Origin of the sequence: Kosakonia sp. MUSA4 (genome assembly GCF_013085925.1) — a bacterium.
Taxonomy (GTDB): domain Bacteria; phylum Pseudomonadota; class Gammaproteobacteria; order Enterobacterales; family Enterobacteriaceae; genus Kosakonia; species Kosakonia sacchari_B.
The window spans coordinates 4,365,227-4,385,361 of sequence record NZ_CP025697.1 but is presented as its reverse complement, the minus strand read 5'-3'; the positions used below and the strand labels follow the sequence as shown (position 1 = coordinate 4,385,361).

The following is a 20,135-nucleotide window of genomic DNA, read 5'->3' as shown; positions in this document are numbered from 1 at the left end:
GATAAAACGATATTTTTTATTCCCTTCGTGGTGTGGCGTAATCAGTAAAAATTGCTGACGGAGTTCACCATGCCACGCTCACTACACCAGACCGATACCGACCTGAATGCCGAAAACCTGCTGCGGCTGCCTGCTGAATTTGGCTGCCCGGTGTGGGTTTATGATGCGCAAATTATTCGCGCGCAAATCGCCAAACTCAGCGCGTTTGATGTGGTGCGTTTTGCGCAAAAGGCGTGCTCAAACATTCATATTCTGCGCCTGATGCGCGAGCAGGGGGTGAAAGTCGATTCGGTGTCGCTGGGCGAGATCGAGCGGGCATTAGCGGCGGGTTACGATCCGCAAACGCATCCGGACGATATTGTTTTTACTGCCGATGTGATTGATGACGCCACGCTGGCGCGCGTCAGCGAGCTGGGCATTGCGGTGAACGCCGGTTCCGTCGATATGCTGGAACAGCTCGGCGCCGTGTCGCCGGGCCATCGCGTCTGGCTGCGCGTCAACCCGGGCTTTGGTCACGGCCACAGCCAGAAAACCAATACCGGCGGGGAAAACAGCAAACACGGTATCTGGTACAGCGATCTCAATGCGGCGCTGGCGGTGATGCAGCGCTATCAGCTAAAACTGGCGGGCATTCATATGCACATCGGTTCTGGCGTTGATTACGGCCATCTTGAGCAAGTGTGCGGCGCGATGGTACGCCAGGTGGTGGATTTCGGCCAGGATCTGCCAGCTATCTCCGCCGGTGGCGGGCTTTCCATTCCTTATCATGAAGGGGAAGATCAGGTTGATACGGCGCACTATTTTGGTTTGTGGAATGCCGCGCGCGAGCAAATCGCGAAGCATCTCGGCCATGCGGTGAAACTGGAGATCGAGCCGGGACGCTTCCTGGTGGCGGAATCCGGCGTGCTGGTATCGCAGGTGCGCAGCGTGAAAAATATGGGCAGCCGCCACTTTGTGCTGATCGACGCCGGTTTTAACGATCTGATGCGCCCGGCGATGTACGGCAGCTATCACCACATTACCGCGCTGGCTGGCGATGGCCGCGATCTGCGTCAGGCTGAACTTATCGACACTGTGGTTGCGGGGCCGCTGTGTGAATCCGGCGATGTCTTTACCCAACAAGAGGGCGGGAAAGTGGAAACCCGCGCGCTGCCTGCGGTAAAAGCGGGGGATTATCTGGTGCTGCACGATACCGGCGCGTACGGCGCATCGATGTCGTCAAACTACAACAGCCGCCCGCTGCTGCCGGAAGTGCTGTTTGATCATGGCGTTGCGCGGCTGATCCGCCGCCGTCAGACCATCGACGAGCTGCTGGCGCTGGAGCAGTTCTAATCCTGATACGGTCCCGCCGCCACTGAATCGCGCAATACCAGCGTGCCGGTAAACGGGGGGATCGGTTCAATTTCGTCGGCATTCGCCAGTTTGATCGCCTGATCGATAGCGGTGGTAATCATGGTATCGATGGGCAGATAGACCGTTGACAGCCCCGGCTCCAGCCAGCGGGCGCTGGGCGCATCATCAAAACCAAACAGCGAAATATCCTGCGGAATGCGCAAACCAGCCTGGTATAGCGCCTTCGACGCGCCGAGCGCCATGTCATCGTTACAGGTGAATAAGGCACTGAAATGCGCCCCTTCCTGCAACATCTCACGGCACAATTCATAGCCGCGCGTCATGGTGGCGTCGCCGTATTTTACTCTTCCCGCATCCCAGTTAATTCCGTGTTTTTCCAGCGCCTTGCGATATCCCATTAGTCGCGCTTTGCCGGTGGGGGTATGAATCGGCACGGTGATGCAGGCGATCTCGCGGTGACCAAGGTTCGCCAGATAATCCACCACCTGGAAGGCGGCATCCTGCTGCTCGAAGAAGACACATTTGTCATGCGCCTGGGCTAATTCGCGGTTAATAACGATCAGCGGCATTGGCGTTTCATCGATCAACCGCAGGATGCTCTTTTCACTCATAAAACGGGTATAGAGAATAATGGCGTCGCAGCGCCGGTCCGCCAGCATTTGCACCGCCAGCGTTTCCCGCTCCGGCGTGTCGTGACCGTCGGTAACAATCAGTTGCTTACCGTGGAATTCCGTCCGGCGCGAAGCCTGCTGTAGCAGGCGGCCAAAATAGAAACCGTCAAAGCTGGAGACCACCAGGCCAATGCTATTACTGGTGCGATTCGCCAGCGATTGCGCCAGAAAATTGGGGCGATACCCCAGCTCTTCCATCGCTTTAAAAACCTGAGCGCGGGTGCTCTCTTTGACTTGCCCCGTCTTGTTGAGCACCCGGGAAACCGTCGCTTTCGACACGCCTGCGCGCAGTGAAACATCCAGCATTGTGACCATGACAAGCTCTCCGCATTAATGAGAGGCAGTTTAACACACTCATTTAACGGGTTAAGGCGTGGCGGGCGGGTTTGGCTTAAGTGCGGAAATATCCCTGAAAACGCTAAGGTGGTATGCCAATGTGGCTAATCGCTTCGTTTTGGAATACCAGTAGAGGGCTTGCGAGCCGGGTCACAGAACTTTTCCCATGCTGTCGCTATTTTTGGTATGCCAAATGGAATCCGGCTGTATACCTGTACCGATAAAAAAAGCCCCCCTTAACTGAGGTGTGACCCTATGGCCCTACAAGAAAAACTCATCGATTCTCTGGGTAGTTTCGCCACTAAGTTCAATAGCTATCGCTATATCATGGCGATCAAATCGTCGTTTATTACGCTGATGCCGGTCATTATTGTCGGTGCGTTCTCAGTGCTGATTTCCAATATGGTGCTGGACCCGAAAAACGGGCTCGCCAGCTTCCAGGCGCTGTCGTTTCTCGCCGCGCTAAAACCGATCACCAGCGCCCTTAACTATGCCACGCTGAACTTCCTCAACATTGGCGCGGTGTTTTTAATTGGTATTGAACTGGGGCGCATTAACGGCATCAAGTCGCTGTTTCCCGGCCTGCTGGCGGTGATCTGCTTTATCTGCGTGACGCCCACCACCGTCGAGATGCTGGTGGATGGCCAGATGCACGTGGTGAAAGATGTGCTGCTGCGCCAGTTCTCCGATACCCGCAGCCTGTTCCTCGGCATGTTTATCGCCATTTTGTCGGTGGAAGTTTACTGCTGGCTGGAAAACCGCGAGAGCCTGAAGATCAAAATGCCGGATACCGTGCCGCCGAACGTTTCCGCCTCGTTCTCGGCGCTGATCCCGGCGATCATTACCACTACGCTTATCGCCACTTTCGGCTTCGTCTTCCATCAGGTAACCGGCATGTATCTGTATGACGCCGTGTATCAGGTGGTGCAGCAACCGCTGGAGCGCGTGGTACAAAGCCTGCCTGGCATTCTGCTGCTGATGTTTGTTGCGCAGCTGTTCTGGGTGATCGGTATTCACGGCAACCAGATGATCAAACCGATCCGCGAGCCGCTACTGCTGGGGGCGATCACCGTCAATATGAGCGCCTTTGAGCAGGGGAAAGAGGTGCCGAACATTATCACCATGCCGTTCTGGGATGTGTACATGAGTATCGGCGGTTCCGGCCTGACCATCGGCCTGCTGATTGCAGTCATGATCGCCACGAAACGCAAAGAGATGAAAGAGATCGCCAAGCTGTCGATAGGGCCGGGGATCTTCAATATTAACGAGCCGGTGATCTTCGGCATGCCGATCATGCTGAACCCGATCCTCGCCATTCCGTTCATTATCACTCCGCTGGTGACCGGCTCGATCGGCTACTTCGCGACGGTCACCGGTTTTGCCGGAAAAGCGGTGGTGATGGTGCCCTGGACGACGCCGCCGTTGATCAATGCCTGGCTCTCCACCGCCGGTTCGATGGGCGCGGTGGTGACCCAGTTAATCTGCATTGTGACCGCTGTCGTTATCTATCTGCCGTTTGTGAAGATCGCCTCCCGCCGCGCGGAGCAGGCGCAATTACAGGCGCAAGCCGCCAACAATGCCTGAGGATGTTATGAGTACAAAAACCATCACCATCCCGCCGTCGTTTATTCTGGGTGCGGCGGCATCGGCCTGGCAAACCGAAGGCTGGGAAGGGAAAAAAGCGGGCCAGGATTCGTGGCCCGATCTCTGGTACAAAAACGATCGCCACGTCTGGCATGAAGGTTATGGCCCGGCGGTGGCAACGAATTTCTACCAGCGTTTTCGCGAAGATGTGCAACTGATGAAGCAGGCGGGGCTGAGCCACTACCGCACCTCGATCAACTGGTCGCGCTTTCTTACCGATTACGAACAGGGCGTGGTGGATGAGAGTTACGCCAGCTATTACGACCAGCTTTTTGATGAGATGCAGCGCCACGGCATTACGCCGATGATTTGTCTGGAGCACTACGAGCTGCCAGGTTATCTGCTGGAAACGTACGGCGGTTGGGCGTCGAAGAGAGTGGTCGAACTCTATCTGCTGTACGTTGAGAAAGTGTTTGAACGCTTCCACCATAAAGTGACGCGCTGGTTTACCTTTAATGAGCCGATTGTGGTGCAAACCCGCGTCTACCTTGATGCGCTGCGCTGGCCGTATGAGCAGAACACCAGCACCTGGATGCAGTGGAATCACCACAAAAACCTGGCGACGGCAAAAGTGGTGAAGCTGTTTCGCGAGAAGGGCTACGCCGGAACCGTCGGTTGCATTCTCAACCCGGAAGTGACTTACCCGCGTTCCAGCGCCCCGCACGATGTACTGGCGGCACAGCGTTACGATCTGTTCTATAACCGCGTGTTCCTCGATCCGCTGGTGAAAGGCCACTATCCGCAGGAACTGGTGGATCTGCTGGAAAAACACAACGTGAAATGGGATTACAGCGCAGAGGAACTGGCGATCATCCGCGACAACACCGTCGATGAACTGGGCATCAATCTTTACTATCCGCACCGTGTGAAAGCGCCGTCGCGCGCCTGGCACCCGGAGACACCGTTCCATCCGGCGTATTACTATGAGCCGTTTGAACTGCCGGGCAGAAAGATGAACAAATCGCGCGGCTGGGAGATCCTGCCGGAGATCATCTACGACATGGCGATGCGCATCAAAAACGAGTACGGCAACATTCCGTGGTTTGTTGCGGAAAGCGGTATGGGCGTGGAGAGCGAAGGGCAGTTTCGCAATGCCGAAGGAACCATCGAGGATGATTACCGCATTGAGTTCATCGCCGCGCATCTGTATCAGACGCTGCGGGCGCGGGAAGCGGGCGCGAACTGCCACGGCTATATGCTGTGGGCGTTTACCGACAATGTTTCGCCGATGAACGCCTTTAAAAACCGCTATGGGCTGGTGGAGATCGATCTGCAACACAACCGCGATCGGCGGGCGAAAAAATCGCTGCGCTGGTTCCGCGCGCTGAGCGATGAGCGCCGGTTGACCCTTACCCTTGATGATGAAGTAAGATAGCGCGCAATAACTGATAAGTGCAGGTGATATTGTGGAGAAGGCCGTCGTTCCGCCGGAAAAAAAACAGTACCAGGAGATTGGCGAGGATTTACGCGAGCAAATCATCCAGGGGCATTATCCCGTTGGCTCTCGCCTGCCGCCGGAGCGCAATATCGCCGAAAAATACGGCGTCAGCCGCACCATTGTGCGCGAAGCACTGCTGATGCTGGAATTGCAGGGCACGGTGGATATTCGCCAGGGGTCGGGCGTCTATGTGATGCGTATCCCGCAGGCCCATGAAAACGAGGAAGAGCGCTTTCTCAGTAGCGATGTCGGCCCGTTCGAGATCCTGCAAGCGCGCCAGCTACTGGAGAGCAATATTGCTGCCTTTGCGGCGACCATGGCGACGCGGGCGGATGTTGACAATCTGCGGCGCATTCTCGAACAGGAGCAGCGCGCCATCGCCCTGAATGACACCACCCAGGACAACAGCAAAATGTTTCATCTGGTGTTGGCCGGGGCCTCGCAAAACCAGATGCTGCTGGCAACGGTAGAGAGCATCTGGCACCACATGGACAGTAGCCCGCTGTGGCAACAGTTTAATGTGCATATCGCCAGCCGTCCGTATCGCCTGAAATGGCTGGGCGACCGGCAAACGCTGCTGGCCGCGGTGCGTCGCCGCGATGTGATGGGCGCCTGGCAGTCGATGTGGCAGCATCTGGAAAATGTCAAAAAAAGTCTGCTGGAGCTCTCTGATGAAGATGCGCCAGACTTCGACGGCTATCTGTTTGAATCCGTTCCCATCTTCCAGGGAAAATTGATGTGAAAATTCTTCCTCTCTACGAAGTGCCGCACTTTGCGCCGCAGGTTATCGAGTGGCTGTGGCATGAGTTTGGCGATTCTCTGCCGCGCGATTTTTTTGCCAGCATTATTGATCACAGCCAGACGCCGGGTGCGTTACCGCTGACGTTTGTGCTGGTTGACGGCGATGAACTGCTGGCGACCGTGGGGCTGTGGCGTTGCGATTTGATCAGCCGTCAGGATCTCTTCCCGTGGCTGGCCGCGCTGTATGTAAAAGAAAGCGCGCGCGGGCAGGGGCTGGCCGGGCAGCTACAGCAGCATGTGATGGCGCAGGCAAAAGCAATGGGATTTAGTCAGTTACATCTCTATTCCGCCTGCCGCGATTTTTATGAGCGCTACGGCTGGGAGTATATTGGCGACGGGCTGGATTATCCGAACACGCATGTGCATTTGTATCGCATTGCGCTGTGAGTTTTTTGGCTCAACGCAGAAGAGTGTGCTGGCCGGATAAGCGTTAGCGCCTTCCGGCAAGCAATAAAACTCCGGGCAACCCGCGTTAACTCTCCTGCGGCGCAATCACCGAATGGCGGCGCACCAGCGTCGGGTTAAACAGATGCGTTATCTCCGGCAGCGGACGGTTTTCCGCCAGCGCCAGCGCCAGTTCGGCGGCCTGTGTCGCCATGGTGACAATCGGGTAACGAACGGTGGTCAGCCGGGGACGCACATAGCGCGACACCAGCACATCGTCGAAGCCAATCAGCGAAATCTCGCCCGGCACATCAATGCCATTATCATTCAGTACGCCCATTGCGCCCGCCGCCATCGAATCGTTGTAACAGGCAACGGCGGTAAAGTTTCTGCCGCGACCTAGCAGTTCAGTCATCGCCTGTTCGCCGCCGCTTTCATCCGGCTCGGCAAAGGTCACCAGCCGGTCATTGCACGGCAGGCCATTCTCTTTCAGCGCATCGTAATAACCCTGCAAACGATCTTCCGCGTCGGAAATGGCGTGGTTTGAGCAGAGGTAGCCAATGCGCGTATGGCCTTGCTGGATCAGGTGGCGGGTTGCCAGCCACGCGCCGTAGCGGTCGTCGAGCGCCACGCAGCGCTGTTCAAAACCCGGCAGAATACGGTTGATCAGTACCATGCCCGGAATTTGCTTCATCAGCGAAGCCAGTTCTTCATCGGGGATGGTTTTGGCGTGTACCACCAGCGCGCCGCAGCGATGGCGGATCAACTGCTCAATGGCTTTGCGCTCTTTCTCTTCGTTATGGTAGCCGTTGCCAATCAGCAGAAAATTACCGGTGGCGGAAGCGACTTGCTCAACGGCTTTCACCATCGCGCCGAAAAAGGGGTCTGAAACATCGCCGACCACCAGACCGACGGTTTCCGTCGATTGCTGCGCCAGCGCGCGGGCGTTGGCGTTCGGGTGATAATTCAGCGCATCCATTGCACTCTGTACCGCCAGCCGTGAGGATTCGCTCGCTTTTGGCGAGTTGTTAATCACACGGGAAACCGTAGCAACGGAGACGCCTGCCAGCCGTGCTACATCTTTAATGGTCGCCATGGCGCACCTTCCTTAGGGGTAAACGTTTACACACAGCGTAGTGTTACGGAAAAGAGAGGGCTAATCAAGGCAGCTACCCGATGGCGGTGTGCAAACGTGAACTGACGCGGTGGAAAGCCGTGGAACCGTTACACAAAAAAGTTTTGCCGATTAATACAGGTAAAACCTTTAGTTACACTTTGCGCAAAGCTGTTTCGATTGTCTGCTGGTGGCGCGTTCTCCCTCATGACAGAGTGGTTATCCCAGAGGTATTGATAGGTGAGAGCAGCCCCCGGGTTGCATACTCGAATTACACCAACCTGCGCAGATGCGCAGGTTTTTTTTTGCCTGCGTTGTAACAAGCAGAGCGAATCGACACACCTCGTTTCACTTCGGCTCATTCCCTTGCTTTTTCCCGCTGGCGATAGGCCCGCGCCAACGCCACAATCAAGATCCCAGAGGTATTGATTGGTGATTTATTCGGTACGCTCTTCGTACTCATTTCTTGCACCAACCTGCGCGGACGCGCAGGTTTTTTTTTGCCCTGAATTTCTCCTCCGGCACTTCTCGTGTAATCTGCCACAATTTGCAAACTTACTTATTTCTCTGGCAAAAGGAGTTGAGATGCTACTGGGCTTTTTTCGCGGACTGTTTCGCGTTTTGTTCCGGGTGCAGTTGACCGGCAGCACTGAAGCACTACACGGCGAACGTGTGTTGATTACCCCTAACCATGTCTCCTTTATTGATGGCATTCTGCTGGCGCTGTTCCTGCCCGTACGCCCGGTTTTTGCGGTTTATTCCTCGATCAGCAGCCAGTGGTATATGCGCTGGATCCGCCCCATTGTTGACTTTGTTCCTCTCGATCCCACCAAACCGATGTCGATTAAATATCTGGTACGCCTGATCGAGCAGGGTCGCCCGGTGGTGATTTTCCCGGAAGGGCGCATTTCGCTCTCGGGTTCACTGATGAAAATCTATGACGGCGCGGGTTTTGTCGCCGCCAAATCGGGCGCAACGGTTATACCGCTGCGTATTGATGGCGCAGAGCTGACGTATTTCAGCCGCCTGAAAGGGTTGGTTAAACAGCGTCTGTTCCCGCGTATTACGCTGCATATTTTGCCGCCAACATCTTTACCGATGCCGGAGGCTCCGCGCGCCCGCGATCGCCGCAAAATCGCCGGTGAGATGCTGCACCAAATCATGATGGAAGCGCGTATGGCCGTGCGCCCGCGCGAAACGCTGTTTGAAGCGTTCCTCGCCGCGCAGTACCGTTTCGGTGCCAACAAGCCCTGCGTCGAAGACATCAACTTTACTCCCGACAGCTACCGCAAGCTGCTCACCAAGACGCTGTTCGTTGCGCGCATCCTGGAAAAATACAGTGCGCAGGGGGAGAAAATTGGCCTGATGCTGCCTAACGCAGGCATCAGCGCGGCGGTCATTTTCGGTGCGATTGCCCGTGGCCGAATTCCGGCGATGATGAACTACACTGCCGGGGTGAAAGGGCTTGGCAGCGCCATCACGGCAGCGCAAATCAACACCATCTTCACCTCGCGAACCTTTATGGATAAAGGCAAGCTCTGGCATCTGCCGGAGCAGCTTACCCAGGTGCGCTGGGTCTATCTGGAAGATCTGAAGGGCGATGTTACGCTGCAAGATAAAGTGTGGATTTTCCGCCACTTGCTGACGCCGTTAAAAGCACAGGTGGCGCAGAAACCGGAGGATCCGGCGCTGGTGCTCTTTACCTCCGGTTCTGAAGGCAACCCGAAAGGCGTGGTGCATAGTCACAAGAGCATTCTGGCTAACGTTGAGCAGATCAAAACCATCGCTGACTTTACCGCCAACGACCGCTTTATGTCGGCACTGCCGCTGTTCCATTCGTTTGGCCTGACGGTAGGCTTGTTTACGCCGCTTTTGACCGGGGCGGAAGTGTTTCTCTATCCCAGCCCGCTGCACTATCGCGTGGTGCCGGAACTGGTCTATGACCGCAACTGTACCGTGCTGTTTGGCACCTCAACCTTTCTCGGCAACTATGCGCGTTTCGCCAATCCTTACGATTTTTTCCGCCTGCGGTATGTCGTGGCTGGCGCGGAGAAGTTACAGGAGAGCACGCGCCAGTTGTGGCAGGACAAGTTCGGCCTGCGCATTCTGGAAGGTTATGGCGTGACCGAATGTGCGCCGGTGGTGTCGATTAACGTGCCGATGGCGGCGAAACCGGGCACGGTTGGCCGTATTCTGCCGGGAATGGATGCGCGTCTGATGGCGGTGCCAGGCATTGAAGAGGGCGGACGCCTGCAACTGAAAGGGCCGAACGTGATGACCGGCTATCTGCGGGTAGAAAACCCCGGCGTGCTGGAAGCGCCGTCGGCGGAGAATATTCACGGCGAGCAGGAAGCTGGCTGGTACGACACTGGCGATATTGTGCGTTTTGATGAGCAGGGGTTTGTGCAGATTCAGGGGCGCGCGAAGCGTTTTGCCAAAATCGCCGGTGAGATGATCTCGCTGGAGACGGTGGAACAACTGGCGCTGGCGGTATCGCCGGAGAAAATGCATGCCACGGTGATTAAAAGTGATGCCAGCAAAGGTGAAGCGCTGGTGATGTTTACGAGCGATGAATCGCTGACGCGCGACACTCTTCTGCAGTATGCGCGTGCGCAGGGCATTCCTGAGCTGGCGGTACCGCGCGACATTCGTTATCTCAAGCAACTGCCGGTGCTGGGCAGCGGTAAGCCTGATTTTGTCACGCTCAAAACGATGGTTGATGAGGCGGAAACCCAACATGCTTAAACCTGAGATCAACGCCTCGCTGTGGTCGCGCGGAATGATGGCGGTGATCGCCGCCCAGTTCCTTTCGGCATTTGGCGACAATGCGCTGCTGTTTGCCACGCTGGCGCTGCTGAAGGCCGAGTTTTATCCGGACTGGAGCCAGCCGATCCTGCAAATGGTGTTTGTGGGTGCTTACATCCTGTTTGCCCCATTTGTTGGTCAGGTGGCGGACAGTTTCGCTAAAGGCCGGGTAATGATGATGGCGAATGGCTTAAAGCTGCTGGGCGCCGCGAGCATTTGCTTTGGCGTGAATCCGTTTGTCGGCTATCTGCTGGTGGGCATTGGCGCGGCGGCTTACTCTCCGGCGAAATATGGAATTCTCGGCGAGATCACCTCCGGGGATAAGCTGGTTAAAGCCAATGGGCTGATGGAGTCATCAACTATTGCCGCCATTCTGCTCGGTTCGGTGGCGGGCGGCGTGCTGGCCGACTGGCATGTGCTTGCTGCGCTGGGCGTTTGCGCACTGGTTTATGCGGGCGCGGTCGTCGCCAATTTGCTGATCCCGAAGCTGCCCGCTGCGCGGCCGGGGCAGTCCTGGCGTTTTACGCCGATGACGCACAGCTTCTTTAGCGCCTGCAAAAGTTTGTGGCGCAATGGTGAAACCCGCTTTTCGCTGGTTGGCACCAGCCTGTTCTGGGGCGCGGGTGTGACGCTGCGCTTCCTGCTGGTGCTGTGGGTGCCGGTGGCGCTGGGGATTACGGACAACGCCACGCCGACCTATCTGAACGCGATGGTGGCTGTCGGGATTGTGGTCGGTGCCGGGCTGGCGGCGAAGCTGGTCACCCTGGAAACTGTTGCGCGCTGTATGCCGGCGGGGGTTTTGATTGGCGTTGCGGTGGTACTGTTTTCGTTACAACATGCTTTACTGCCTGCTTATGGCGTTCTGATGCTGATCGGCATGCTGGGCGGTTTTTTTGTTGTGCCGCTGAATGCGCTGCTACAGGCGATTGGTAAAGCGTCGGTCGGGGCGGGCAATGCGATTGCCGTGCAGAATCTCGGCGAAAACATGGCAATGCTAATAATGCTGGGGTTGTACTCGCTGGCGGTAAAAGCCGGCGCGCCGGTAGTGGCGACGGGCGTCGGCTTCGGCGTGATTTTTGCGCTGGCGATAGCGGCGCTGTGGTTCTGGCAGCGCCGCCGGTAAGTTTACGGCGCAGGGTAGGTATATACCTGGTGCACCGCTTCAATCTCTGCCAGCACATCCTGGCTCAGATCCAGATGCAGGCTTTCCACATTGGTTTTCAGCTGTTCCATCGTCGTCGCGCCCAGCAGGGTGCTGGCGACGAAGGGCTGGCGACGGACAAACGCCAGCGCCATCTGCGCCGGATCGAGATTGTGTCGCTTCGCAATATCCACATAGGCTGCCACCGCTTTTTGCGCCTGCTCGCCGCTGTAACGCGTAAAGCGGCTGAATAGCGTGTTGCGCGCGCCTGCGGGTTTCGCCCCGTTGAGGTATTTCCCGGTCAGCGTGCCGAAGGCGAGGCAAGAGTAGGCCAGCAGTTCTACACCTTCATACTGGCTCACTTCCGCAAGGCCCACTTCAAAGCTGCGGTTTAGCAGGCTGTACGGGTTCTGGATGGTGACAATGCGCGGCAGCTCATGCTTTTCCGCCAGATGCAGATAGCGCATCACGCCAAAGGCGGTTTCGTTCGAGACGCCGATATAACGAATTTTGCCCGCGCGCTGAAACTCAGTCAGCGCTTCCAGCGTCTCCAGCAGCGTCACGACCGGCGCGCTCTCAACCCAGCTATAACCCAGCTTGCCGAAGCAGTTCGTGGCGCGCTGCGGCCAGTGAACCTGGTAGAGATCGAGATAATCGGTTTGCAGACGTTTTAAACTTTCATCCAGCGCGCTGCGGATGTTTTTACGATCGAGCGCCTGATCCGGACGGATCCCGCTGTCATTGTTGCGGCTTGGGCCGCTGACTTTGGAGGCGATAACCAGCTTCTCGCGGTTGCCGCGTTTTGCCAGCCAGTTGCCGACATAGGTTTCGGTTAAACCCTGCGTTTCCGGGCGTGGCGGAACAGGGTACATCTCTGCGACATCAATCAGGTTGATTCCCTGGCTGACGGCGTAATCGAGCTGTGCATGGGCGTCGGCTTCGCTGTTTTGTTCACCAAACGTCATTGTGCCCAGCCCCAGGGTGCTGATTTCCAGCGAACTGTGGGGGATACGGTGATACGGCATAGCCGGCTTCCTCAAAAATACAACGTCAGTAGTCCTGACAAAGGACTATAAACATGGCAGAGGGGAAGCAAAAGTGAAAGGGAAAATTCACAAAAAGGTCAGCAGGTCACTGACCTTTAAAGGTATTTCTTAGCGTTCGATAATCTGGGAGACATCATCACGGTTAATCTGCATTTTGTTGCCTTGCTGATCGCGATAGCTGACCAGCCCGGTATCATCATCAATTTCCGGCTTACCATCCGTCAGGATCATTCTGCCGTCTTTTGTTGCCATTACGTAATCGCTGCTGCATCCGGAAACCGCAAAAGCTAAACCTACTGCAGAAATAATCACCGCCCATTTTTTCATCGCTCAGACCCTCTCATTGCATGCGTCACACACAGTCTAGTAATAACCCGCTGTTTCGCGTTGGAAAAGGGAGATTTTCTGAAAATAGCGGTTAGAGCAGGTAAAGAAATGAAAAGTGCTTCCCCGGCCGGGGAAGCGCTTTGCTTACAGCGGATTTTTCTTGTTACGCAACAGGTTAAGCCACTCGACGGCGATAGAGAAGAACATCGCGAAGTAGATGTAACCTTTCGGCACATGAATCGAAACACTTTCGAGGATCAGCGTAAAGCCGACCAGAATCAAAAACGACAGCGCCAGCATTTTGACCGACGGATGGCGATCGACAAATTCGCCAATCGGACGTGCGGCAAACATCATCACGCCAACAGCGATCACGACGGCGGCCATCATGATGAACAGATGATCGGAGAGGCCCACTGCGGTAATCACCGAATCGAGACTGAAAATGATATCCAGCAGCATGATCTGCACGATAGCGCCGAGGAAGGAGTGAACGTTAGTTTTCAGCCCTTCTTCTTCACCTTCGATCGACTCGTGGATCTCTTTGCTCGCTTTCCAGATCAGGAACAATCCGCCGAGAAAAAGGATCATGTCACGCGCCGAAACGCTGTGATCAAAAAGGGTGAATAACGGATGCGTCAGCCTTGTTACCCAGGCAATAGAGGCCAGCAGCAACAGCCGCATCACCATTGCCGCGGCCAGCCCAAGCCGACGGGCGTGACTACGTTGTGCGGTAGGTAACTTTGCAACAACCAGAGAGAGGAAAATAATATTATCGATCCCTAATACGATCTCCAGCAGCGTCAGCGTACCGAGCGCAAGCCAGGCGTTAGGATCGGTGATCCATGCAAATAACATCAATAAAAGTCCTACAAAAAAAGAAGCGCTAATTATAAGCGTCGGTGAGGCTGTGGCAAAAAATTAATATCCGGAGAGTAAAAAGTGGCGAGCCAGCAGCGCGCTGGTGAAGTTCTTTTTCAGGTAGAAACCGCGTGGCAGTGTGAGGATAGGCTCCCCGTGTTCGCCAATCGCTTCCGTCAGCGCTTTGCTGTTGGCGGCCTTGGGACGTAATTGCAGTACTTCGCCGTGACGGGCGGTAATACGCGTGACCTGGCCCAACACAATCAGATCCATCAACTCTTCCCAGTCCTGGCGTAACTGCTGCTCTTCTTCCTCATTGGGGCTCCAGAGCAGCGGCGATCCGACCCGGCGATCGGCTACCGGGATCTCGCGCGAACCCTCAATCGGGATCCATAACACGCGTTTCAGCTTGTGCCGGACATGGCTGGTTTCCCACACCACGCCGCTATTCCCGGTGAGTGGCGCGACACAGACAAAGGTGGTTTCCAGCGGGCGGCCCTGGTTATCCACCGGAATGGTTTTTAACTCGACGCCCAGCGCGGCGAAGTCCTGCTCGGGTTTGCTTCCGGCGCTGGCACCCAGCCATAGCTCAAGCAACACTCCAATCCAGCCTTTATCCCGTTTCAGATCGCGCGGCACCGGCAACCCCGCTAACGCCGCCAGTTCGCCAAGCGAATAGCCTGCCAGACGCTGTGCCTGAGCCAGTAACTGCGCTTCGGATTCTGGTGGCGAAGTGAAGGGAGATAACGCGAGCATGTCACTAACCTTTTGATTAAAAAACAGACAGTAGTTTTCCACTGTAGTCTGCCAGTTTACCGTTTTCAGTGGAATATAGGCAACGCAATGATTTAAAAGATAATTTATTTATGTCTGCAATGTGTTGCGCAACAGCCCGTCAGGTTTTCCAAATCTGGTCACTGGCAATGAACAGGATCTTACACCATGTTATCCACAGAAAAATGGGATAACTGGTGAAAACTCTTACTACTGTTTCCATTTACAGCCTTGACGTGCGATGAAAATCGAATTTCTGCACAAAATACGTCTAACTTATTGGCATAATCTGTGGATAAAAACGACTCTGTTCGATCTTTCATCAGCGTCAGGATCCTGAGAGTGATGATCGTCACATTATGCTGCAAAAATCCGGTGATAAGTCACTTAACTAAATGAATCACTGGGTTTTATTTTTGTACCCGATAAATGGGTTATTCAGACTGTTCTGGGTTTTCCCTGGGTAATTCCATACTTTTTCACAACTCTATCCACAGAAAAGGTGAATAAAACCCATCTGAGGCAGGGGATGGTGTTTATAACTCTTATGCAAACTGTGAGTTATTCAATCGTTATCCGTTCGTATCCCTGTCATAGAGTGGTTTACCGTTTTCCGGGAGTGTGAAACAATCTCGTCATTCAGGTTTATTTTGAGGTAGTCCGGTGATTGATGACGATGGCTACCGCCCAAATGTGGGAATCGTAATCTGCAATCGACAGGGCCAGGTGATGTGGGCCAGACGTTTCGGGCAGCACTCATGGCAATTTCCCCAGGGGGGAATCAACCCAGGCGAGACCCCGGAACAGGCGATGTACCGGGAGCTGTTCGAGGAAGTGGGCTTAAGTCGTAAAGATGTTCGTATCCTTGCTTCTACCCGTAACTGGTTGCGTTACAAGTTACCGAAACGTTTGGTGCGTTGGGACACAAAGCCGGTTTGTATCGGCCAGAAACAAAAATGGTTTCTTTTGCAGTTGATTGGTAATGATGCAGAAATCAATATGCAAACCAGTAGCACCCCTGAGTTTGATGGCTGGCGTTGGGTAAGCTACTGGTATCCTGTTCGTCAGGTAGTCTCGTTTAAACGCGACGTCTACCGGCGGGTGATGAAAGAGTTTGCAAGTGCGGTGTTAGCGCTTCAGGAAACGCCTCCTAAGCTACAGAACGCACCTGCCTGGCGACGTAAACGAGGTTAAGCCACCCACATTATGCTCACCCGACTGCGAGAAATAGTTGAGAAAGTTGCCAGCGCGCCGCGTCTTAACGAAGCGCTGGAGATACTGGTTACCGACGTGTGTCTGGCGATGGAAACCGAAGTATGCTCGGTCTATCTTGCAGATCACGACAGGCGCTGTTTTTATCTGATGGCGACGCGCGGCTTAAAAAAGCCGCGTGGCCGCACTGTCACGCTCGCATTCGATCAGGGGATCGTAGGCCTGGTTGGCCGACTGGCGGAACCTATCAACCTTGCCGATGCGCAGAAACATCCCAGCTTTAAATATATTCCTGCGGTAAAAGAGGAGCGTTTTCGCGCGTTTCTCGGCGTACCGATTATCCAGCGCCGCCAGTTGCTTGGCGTACTGGTTGTGCAGCAGCGTGAGCTGCGCCAGTACAATGAAAGCGAAGAGTCCTTTCTGGTCACCCTGGCTACCCAGGTCGCCGCGATCCTTTCCCAGTCACAATTAAATGCCTTGTTTGGTCAGTATCGGCAGACTCGTATTCGTGCGCTGCCTGCTTCGCCGGGGGTTGCCATTGCCGAAGGCTGGATGGATCAAACCCTGCCGCTGATGGAGCAGGTTTATCCGGCATCGACTCTTGATACCTCGCTTGAGCGCGAAAGGCTGACCAGCGCGCTGGAAGAGGCTGCCAACGAATTCCGCCGTTACAGCAAGCGTTTTTCCGCTGGGGCGCAGAAAGAGACGGCGGCGATTTTCGATCTCTATTCCCACCTGCTCTCCGATGCGCGTTTGCGCCGAGAGCTCTTCGAAGAAGTGGACAGAGGCGTGGTGGCCGAATGGGCGGTCAAAACGGTGATTGAAAGTTTCGCCGAACAGTTCGCCGCGCTCAGCGATGGTTATCTGAAAGAACGCGCCGGCGATCTCCGGACCCTCGGCCAGCGTCTGCTGTTCCACCTTGATGACAATATTCAGGGGCCGAATACCTGGCCGGAGCGCTTTGTGCTGGTCGCCGATGAGCTTTCGGCAACCACGCTGGCAGAGTTGCCGCACGATCGGCTGGTTGGCGTGGTGGTGCGCGACGGTGCGGCCAACTCCCATGCCGCGATTATGGTGCGCGCGTTCGGCATTCCGACGGTGATGGGTGCGGATATTCAGCCTTCAGCGCTGCATCGCCGTACGCTGATTGTCGATGGTTACCGTGGCGAATTGCTGGTGGATCCAGAACCGGTTCTGCTACAGGAATACCAGCGTCTTATCACTGAGGAGAATGAGCTCAGCCGTCTCGCTGAAGATGATGTCAATCTGGCGGCGCAGCTTAAAAGCGGCGAGCGGGTGAAAGTGATGCTCAATGCTGGTTTAAGCCCGGAGCATGAAGAGAAACTCGGCAGCCGCATCGACGGTATCGGGCTGTACCGCACTGAAATTCCCTTTATGCTGCAAAGCGGCTTCCCGTCGGAAGAGGAGCAGGTGGCGCAATATCAGGGCATGCTGCAAATGTTCAACGACAAGCCGGTGACGTTGCGTACGCTGGATATTGGCGCCGATAAACAATTGCCCTATATGCCCATCAGCGAGGAAAACCCCTGTCTTGGCTGGCGAGGCATTCGTATTACGCTCGATCAGCCGGAAATTTTCCTCGTGCAGGTGCGCGCCATGCTGCGCGCTAATGCGGCGACCGGCAATCTCAGTATTCTGCTGCCGATGATCACCAGTATTGACGAGGTGGATGAAGCCAAACGGCTCATTGAACGCGCTGGGCGCGAAGTTGAAGAGATGATCGGCTACGCCATTCCACGCCCGCGTATTGGCGTGATGCTGGAAGTGCCTTCAATGGTGTTTATGTTGTCGCATCTGGCAAGCCGCGTTGATTTTATCTCCATCGGCACCAACGATCTGACGCAGTATATTCTGGCGGTGGATCGCAACAATACCCGCGTAGCGACAATGTATGACAGCCTGCATCCGGCCGTGCTGCGTGCGTTGTCGATGGTGGCAACTGAGGCAGAACGGTTAGGTATCGACCTTTGCTTGTGCGGTGAAATGGCCGGGGATCCGATGTGTGTCGCCGTGCTGATAGGCCTTGGTTATCGCCATCTGTCGATGAACGGGCGTTCGGTCGCGCGCATCAAATATTTGCTGCGGCGCATTGATGCTGAAGAGGCGCAGATGCTGGCAAATCGCACGCTTGAGGCGCAGTTAACCGCCGAAGTTCGCCATCAGATTGCCGCTTTTATGGAGCGTCGCGGGCTGGGTGGCCTGATCCGCGGCGGGATTTAAGCGTTTGCTTATTCAGATGTAAAATAAGTGCGTGGCTGTTTGACTATACATATCTTTTACAACTTCGGCGCAACTCATGCGTCCCCCTTATGCTATGATTCGCCCCTTTGGAGCGGCCGCCGGTTGCGGCCGCGTATGTAAACCGCTGTCCACTTTCGGCGGAAGAACAACAAGTTGTGGTGACAGATGAACAGTGGCTATCTGCGTTTTCCCGATTTTGATCCGGTGATTTTTTCCATTGGACCCGTCTCCCTGCACTGGTACGGGTTGATGTACCTCGTAGGGTTCGTTTTTGCAATGTGGCTGGCTACGCGTCGGGCGAACCGTCCGGGCAGCGGCTGGACGAAAAACGAAGTGGAAAATCTGCTCTATGCAGGTTTCCTTGGGGTATTTCTGGGTGGCCGCCTCGGCTACGTGTTGTTCTATAATTTCCCGCTATTCCTGGCCGATCCGCTCTATCTGTTCCGCGTGTGGGATGGCGGTATGTCCTTCCACGGCGGCCTGATTGGCGTCATTGTCGTGATGGTGATTTTCGCGCGTCGTACAAAACGCAGCTTCTTCCAGGTCTCTGATTTTATTGCGCCGCTGATCCCATTTGGCCTGGGTGCCGGACGCCTGGGAAACTTTATCAATGGTGAATTATGGGGCCGCGTTGATCCCTCATTCCCGTTTACTATGTTGTTCCCCGGCTCGCGTGCGGAAGATATTGCGTTGCTGCCAGCGCATCCGGAATGGCAATCGATTTTTGATACCTACGGCGTGCTGCCACGCCATATGTCACAGCTTTATGAGCTGGCGCTGGAAGGCGTTGTCCTGTTTATCATCCTTAACCTGTTTATCCGCAAACCTCGCCCGACCGGCGCGGTCTCCGGCTTGTTCCTGATTGGCTACGGCGCGTTCCGTATCATTGTTGAATTTTTCCGCCAGCCCGACGCGCAGTTTACCGGCGAATGGGTGCAGTACATCAGTATGGGGCAGATCCTCTCCATTCCAATGATTGTCGCAGGCGCTATTATGATGATTTGGGCGTACCGCCATCGTTCGCCGCAACACGTTTCCTGAGGAACCATGAAACAGTATTTAGAATTGATGCAAAAGGTGCTGACCGAAGGCACCCCGAAAAACGACCGCACCGGGACAGGCACGCTGTCTATTTTTGGCCATCAGATGCGTTTTAATCTGCAGGACGGCTTCCCGCTGGTGACCACCAAGCGCTGCCATTTGCGTTCAATTATCCATGAACTGCTGTGGTTCCTGCAGGGCGATACCAATATCGCTTATCTGCGTGAAAACAACGTCACCATCTGGGATGAATGGGCCAACGAGCAGGGCGATCTCGGCCCGGTTTACGGTAAACAGTGGCGCGCGTGGCCAGCGCCGGATGGCCGCCATATCGATCAGATTTCAACGGTTATCAACCAGTTGAAAAACGATCCGGACTCCCGCCGCATTATCGTTTCGGCCTGGAACGTCGGCGAACTGGATAAAATGGCGCTGGCGCCTTGTCATGCGTTCTTCCAGTTCTATGTGGCGGACGGCAAGCTCTCCTGCCAGCTCTATCAGCGTTCCTGCGATGTGTTCCTTGGGCTGCCGTTCAATATCGCCAGCTATGCATTGCTGGTACATATGATGGCGCAGCAGTGCGATCTGGAGCCGGGTGATTTTGTCTGGACGGGAGGCGATACGCACCTCTACAGCAACCACCTTGAGCAGACGCATCTGCAACTCAGCCGCGAACCCCGCGCGCTGCCGAAACTGGTGATCAAACGTAAGCCTGAGTCGCTGTTTGATTACCGCTTCGAAGATTTCGACATTGAAGGTTACGATCCGCACCCGGCAATTAAAGCGCCGGTCGCTGTCTGACCTGGCTGAACATGACACAACCGGTGCAGTAATGCGCCGGTTTTTTTTCATCAAAAAACGGTTTTTCGGCGCTGTTCGCAACCGCTGTGCAAGCCACTGCAAACGCACTTTTTTCTCTCGTAAC

Annotated in this window: 17 protein-coding genes; 11 read left to right on the top strand and 6 right to left on the bottom strand. The window is 55.3% G+C overall.

Annotated features, from left to right (window positions below; all coding sequences use genetic code 11):
- Window positions 1–69: 69 nt before the first annotated feature.
- Window positions 70–1,332 (top strand): diaminopimelate decarboxylase, encoded by a 1,263-nt coding sequence (gene lysA / locus C0557_RS20680; protein WP_107147122.1) that lies wholly within the window; start codon window positions 70–72, stop codon window positions 1,330–1,332.
- Here the strand turns inward: lysA and C0557_RS20675 are convergent.
- Window positions 1,329–2,339, bottom strand: coding sequence for a LacI family DNA-binding transcriptional regulator (locus C0557_RS20675; protein WP_208660653.1), 1,011 nt, complete (start codon window positions 2,337–2,339; stop codon window positions 1,329–1,331). The two genes, lysA and C0557_RS20675, sit on opposite strands and share 4 nt — an antisense overlap.
- Before the next feature lie 276 nt (window positions 2,340–2,615).
- On the opposite strand from C0557_RS20675, the gene C0557_RS20670 reads away from it, so the two are divergent.
- The 4 genes from C0557_RS20670 to C0557_RS20655 are packed head-to-tail and all read left to right on the top strand — an operon-like array spanning window position 2,616 to window position 6,630.
- Complete coding sequence (locus C0557_RS20670) at window positions 2,616–3,944, top strand: PTS sugar transporter subunit IIC (protein ID WP_208660651.1); 1,329 nt, start codon at window positions 2,616–2,618, stop codon at window positions 3,942–3,944.
- A gap of 7 nt (window positions 3,945–3,951) precedes the next feature.
- Window positions 3,952–5,379 carry a glycoside hydrolase family 1 protein gene (locus C0557_RS20665; protein WP_208660649.1) on the top strand — a complete coding sequence of 476 codons (1,428 nt, stop codon included), beginning with the start codon at window positions 3,952–3,954 and terminating at the stop codon, window positions 5,377–5,379.
- Between the two features lie 31 nt (window positions 5,380–5,410).
- Complete coding sequence (locus C0557_RS20660) at window positions 5,411–6,184, top strand: GntR family transcriptional regulator (RefSeq protein ID WP_074773058.1); 774 nt, start codon at window positions 5,411–5,413, stop codon at window positions 6,182–6,184.
- The gene (locus C0557_RS20655) at window positions 6,181–6,630 is read left to right on the top strand and encodes a GNAT family N-acetyltransferase (RefSeq protein ID WP_208660647.1); all 450 of its coding nucleotides are present in this window, start codon (window positions 6,181–6,183) and stop codon (window positions 6,628–6,630) included. The genes C0557_RS20660 and C0557_RS20655 overlap by 4 nt, the downstream gene beginning before the upstream one ends.
- A gap of 85 nt (window positions 6,631–6,715) precedes the next feature.
- Here the strand turns inward: C0557_RS20655 and galR are convergent, their stop codons facing one another.
- Window positions 6,716–7,723: an HTH-type transcriptional regulator GalR gene (galR, locus tag C0557_RS20650; RefSeq protein ID WP_074773064.1), complete on the bottom strand. Its 1,008-nt coding sequence runs from the start codon at window positions 7,721–7,723 to the stop codon at window positions 6,716–6,718.
- A 603-nt stretch (window positions 7,724–8,326) separates the two neighbouring features.
- Here galR and aas point away from each other — a divergent pair.
- The gene (gene aas / locus C0557_RS20645; protein WP_208660645.1) at window positions 8,327–10,486 is read left to right on the top strand and encodes a bifunctional acyl-ACP--phospholipid O-acyltransferase/long-chain-fatty-acid--ACP ligase; all 2,160 of its coding nucleotides are present in this window, start codon (window positions 8,327–8,329) and stop codon (window positions 10,484–10,486) included.
- Window positions 10,479–11,669, top strand: coding sequence for a lysophospholipid transporter LplT (lplT, locus tag C0557_RS20640; RefSeq protein WP_208660642.1), 1,191 nt, complete (start codon window positions 10,479–10,481; stop codon window positions 11,667–11,669). The genes aas and lplT overlap by 8 nt, the downstream gene beginning before the upstream one ends.
- A 2-nt stretch (window positions 11,670–11,671) precedes the next feature.
- Here lplT and C0557_RS20635 read toward each other — a convergent pair whose 3' ends face one another.
- From C0557_RS20635 to mutH, 4 genes are all read right to left on the bottom strand, one after another.
- Window positions 11,672–12,712, bottom strand: coding sequence for an NADP(H)-dependent aldo-keto reductase (locus C0557_RS20635; RefSeq protein WP_208660640.1), 1,041 nt, complete (start codon window positions 12,710–12,712; stop codon window positions 11,672–11,674).
- Between the two features lie 129 nt (window positions 12,713–12,841).
- Window positions 12,842–13,060 (bottom strand): lipoprotein YgdR, encoded by a 219-nt coding sequence (ygdR, locus tag C0557_RS20630; RefSeq protein WP_007370351.1) that lies wholly within the window; start codon window positions 13,058–13,060, stop codon window positions 12,842–12,844.
- A 144-nt stretch (window positions 13,061–13,204) separates the two neighbouring features.
- Window positions 13,205–13,918 (bottom strand): TerC family protein, encoded by a 714-nt coding sequence (locus tag C0557_RS20625; RefSeq protein WP_074773075.1) that lies wholly within the window; start codon window positions 13,916–13,918, stop codon window positions 13,205–13,207.
- A gap of 63 nt (window positions 13,919–13,981) precedes the next feature.
- A complete protein-coding gene (mutH, locus tag C0557_RS20620) occupies window positions 13,982–14,677 on the bottom strand; it encodes a DNA mismatch repair endonuclease MutH (protein WP_208660638.1) in 696 nt (231 codons plus the stop codon).
- A 681-nt stretch (window positions 14,678–15,358) separates the two neighbouring features.
- Here mutH and rppH point away from each other — a divergent pair.
- The 4 genes from rppH to thyA all read left to right on the top strand — a co-directional run bounded on the left by rppH (window position 15,359) and on the right by thyA (window position 20,011).
- A complete protein-coding gene (rppH, locus tag C0557_RS20615) occupies window positions 15,359–15,889 on the top strand; it encodes an RNA pyrophosphohydrolase (RefSeq protein ID WP_208660636.1) in 531 nt (176 codons plus the stop codon).
- Window positions 15,890–15,901: 12 nt separating this feature from the next.
- The gene (ptsP, locus tag C0557_RS20610) at window positions 15,902–18,148 is read left to right on the top strand and encodes a phosphoenolpyruvate--protein phosphotransferase (RefSeq protein ID WP_208660634.1); all 2,247 of its coding nucleotides are present in this window, start codon (window positions 15,902–15,904) and stop codon (window positions 18,146–18,148) included.
- Window positions 18,149–18,334: 186 nt separating this feature from the next.
- Window positions 18,335–19,210, top strand: coding sequence for a prolipoprotein diacylglyceryl transferase (gene lgt, locus C0557_RS20605; protein WP_208660632.1), 876 nt, complete (start codon window positions 18,335–18,337; stop codon window positions 19,208–19,210).
- A gap of 6 nt (window positions 19,211–19,216) precedes the next feature.
- Window positions 19,217–20,011, top strand: a complete 795-nt coding sequence (thyA, locus tag C0557_RS20600; protein ID WP_208660630.1) for a thymidylate synthase — start codon at window positions 19,217–19,219, stop codon at window positions 20,009–20,011.
- Window positions 20,012–20,135: the final 124 nt, after the last annotated feature.

Excerpts from the sequence above, each read along its gene's own strand:
- lysA (WP_107147122.1), top strand. The coding sequence starts at position 70 with ATGCCACGCTCACTACACCAGACCGATACCGACCTGAATGCCGAAAAC.
- C0557_RS20675 (WP_208660653.1), bottom strand. The coding sequence starts at position 2,339 with ATGGTCACAATGCTGGATGTTTCACTGCGCGCAGGCGTGTCGAAAGCG.
- C0557_RS20670 (WP_208660651.1), top strand. The coding sequence starts at position 2,616 with ATGGCCCTACAAGAAAAACTCATCGATTCTCTGGGTAGTTTCGCCACT.
- C0557_RS20665 (WP_208660649.1), top strand. The coding sequence starts at position 3,952 with ATGAGTACAAAAACCATCACCATCCCGCCGTCGTTTATTCTGGGTGCG.
- galR (WP_074773064.1), bottom strand. The coding sequence starts at position 7,723 with ATGGCGACCATTAAAGATGTAGCACGGCTGGCAGGCGTCTCCGTTGCT.
- aas (WP_208660645.1), top strand. The coding sequence starts at position 8,327 with ATGCTACTGGGCTTTTTTCGCGGACTGTTTCGCGTTTTGTTCCGGGTG.
- lplT (WP_208660642.1), top strand. The coding sequence starts at position 10,479 with ATGCTTAAACCTGAGATCAACGCCTCGCTGTGGTCGCGCGGAATGATG.
- C0557_RS20635 (WP_208660640.1), bottom strand. The coding sequence starts at position 12,712 with ATGCCGTATCACCGTATCCCCCACAGTTCGCTGGAAATCAGCACCCTG.
- ygdR (WP_007370351.1), bottom strand. The coding sequence starts at position 13,060 with ATGAAAAAATGGGCGGTGATTATTTCTGCAGTAGGTTTAGCTTTTGCG.
- C0557_RS20625 (WP_074773075.1), bottom strand. The coding sequence starts at position 13,918 with ATGTTATTTGCATGGATCACCGATCCTAACGCCTGGCTTGCGCTCGGT.
- mutH (WP_208660638.1), bottom strand. The coding sequence starts at position 14,677 with ATGCTCGCGTTATCTCCCTTCACTTCGCCACCAGAATCCGAAGCGCAG.
- ptsP (WP_208660634.1), top strand. The coding sequence starts at position 15,902 with ATGCTCACCCGACTGCGAGAAATAGTTGAGAAAGTTGCCAGCGCGCCG.
- lgt (WP_208660632.1), top strand. The coding sequence starts at position 18,335 with ATGAACAGTGGCTATCTGCGTTTTCCCGATTTTGATCCGGTGATTTTT.
- thyA (WP_208660630.1), top strand. The coding sequence starts at position 19,217 with ATGAAACAGTATTTAGAATTGATGCAAAAGGTGCTGACCGAAGGCACC.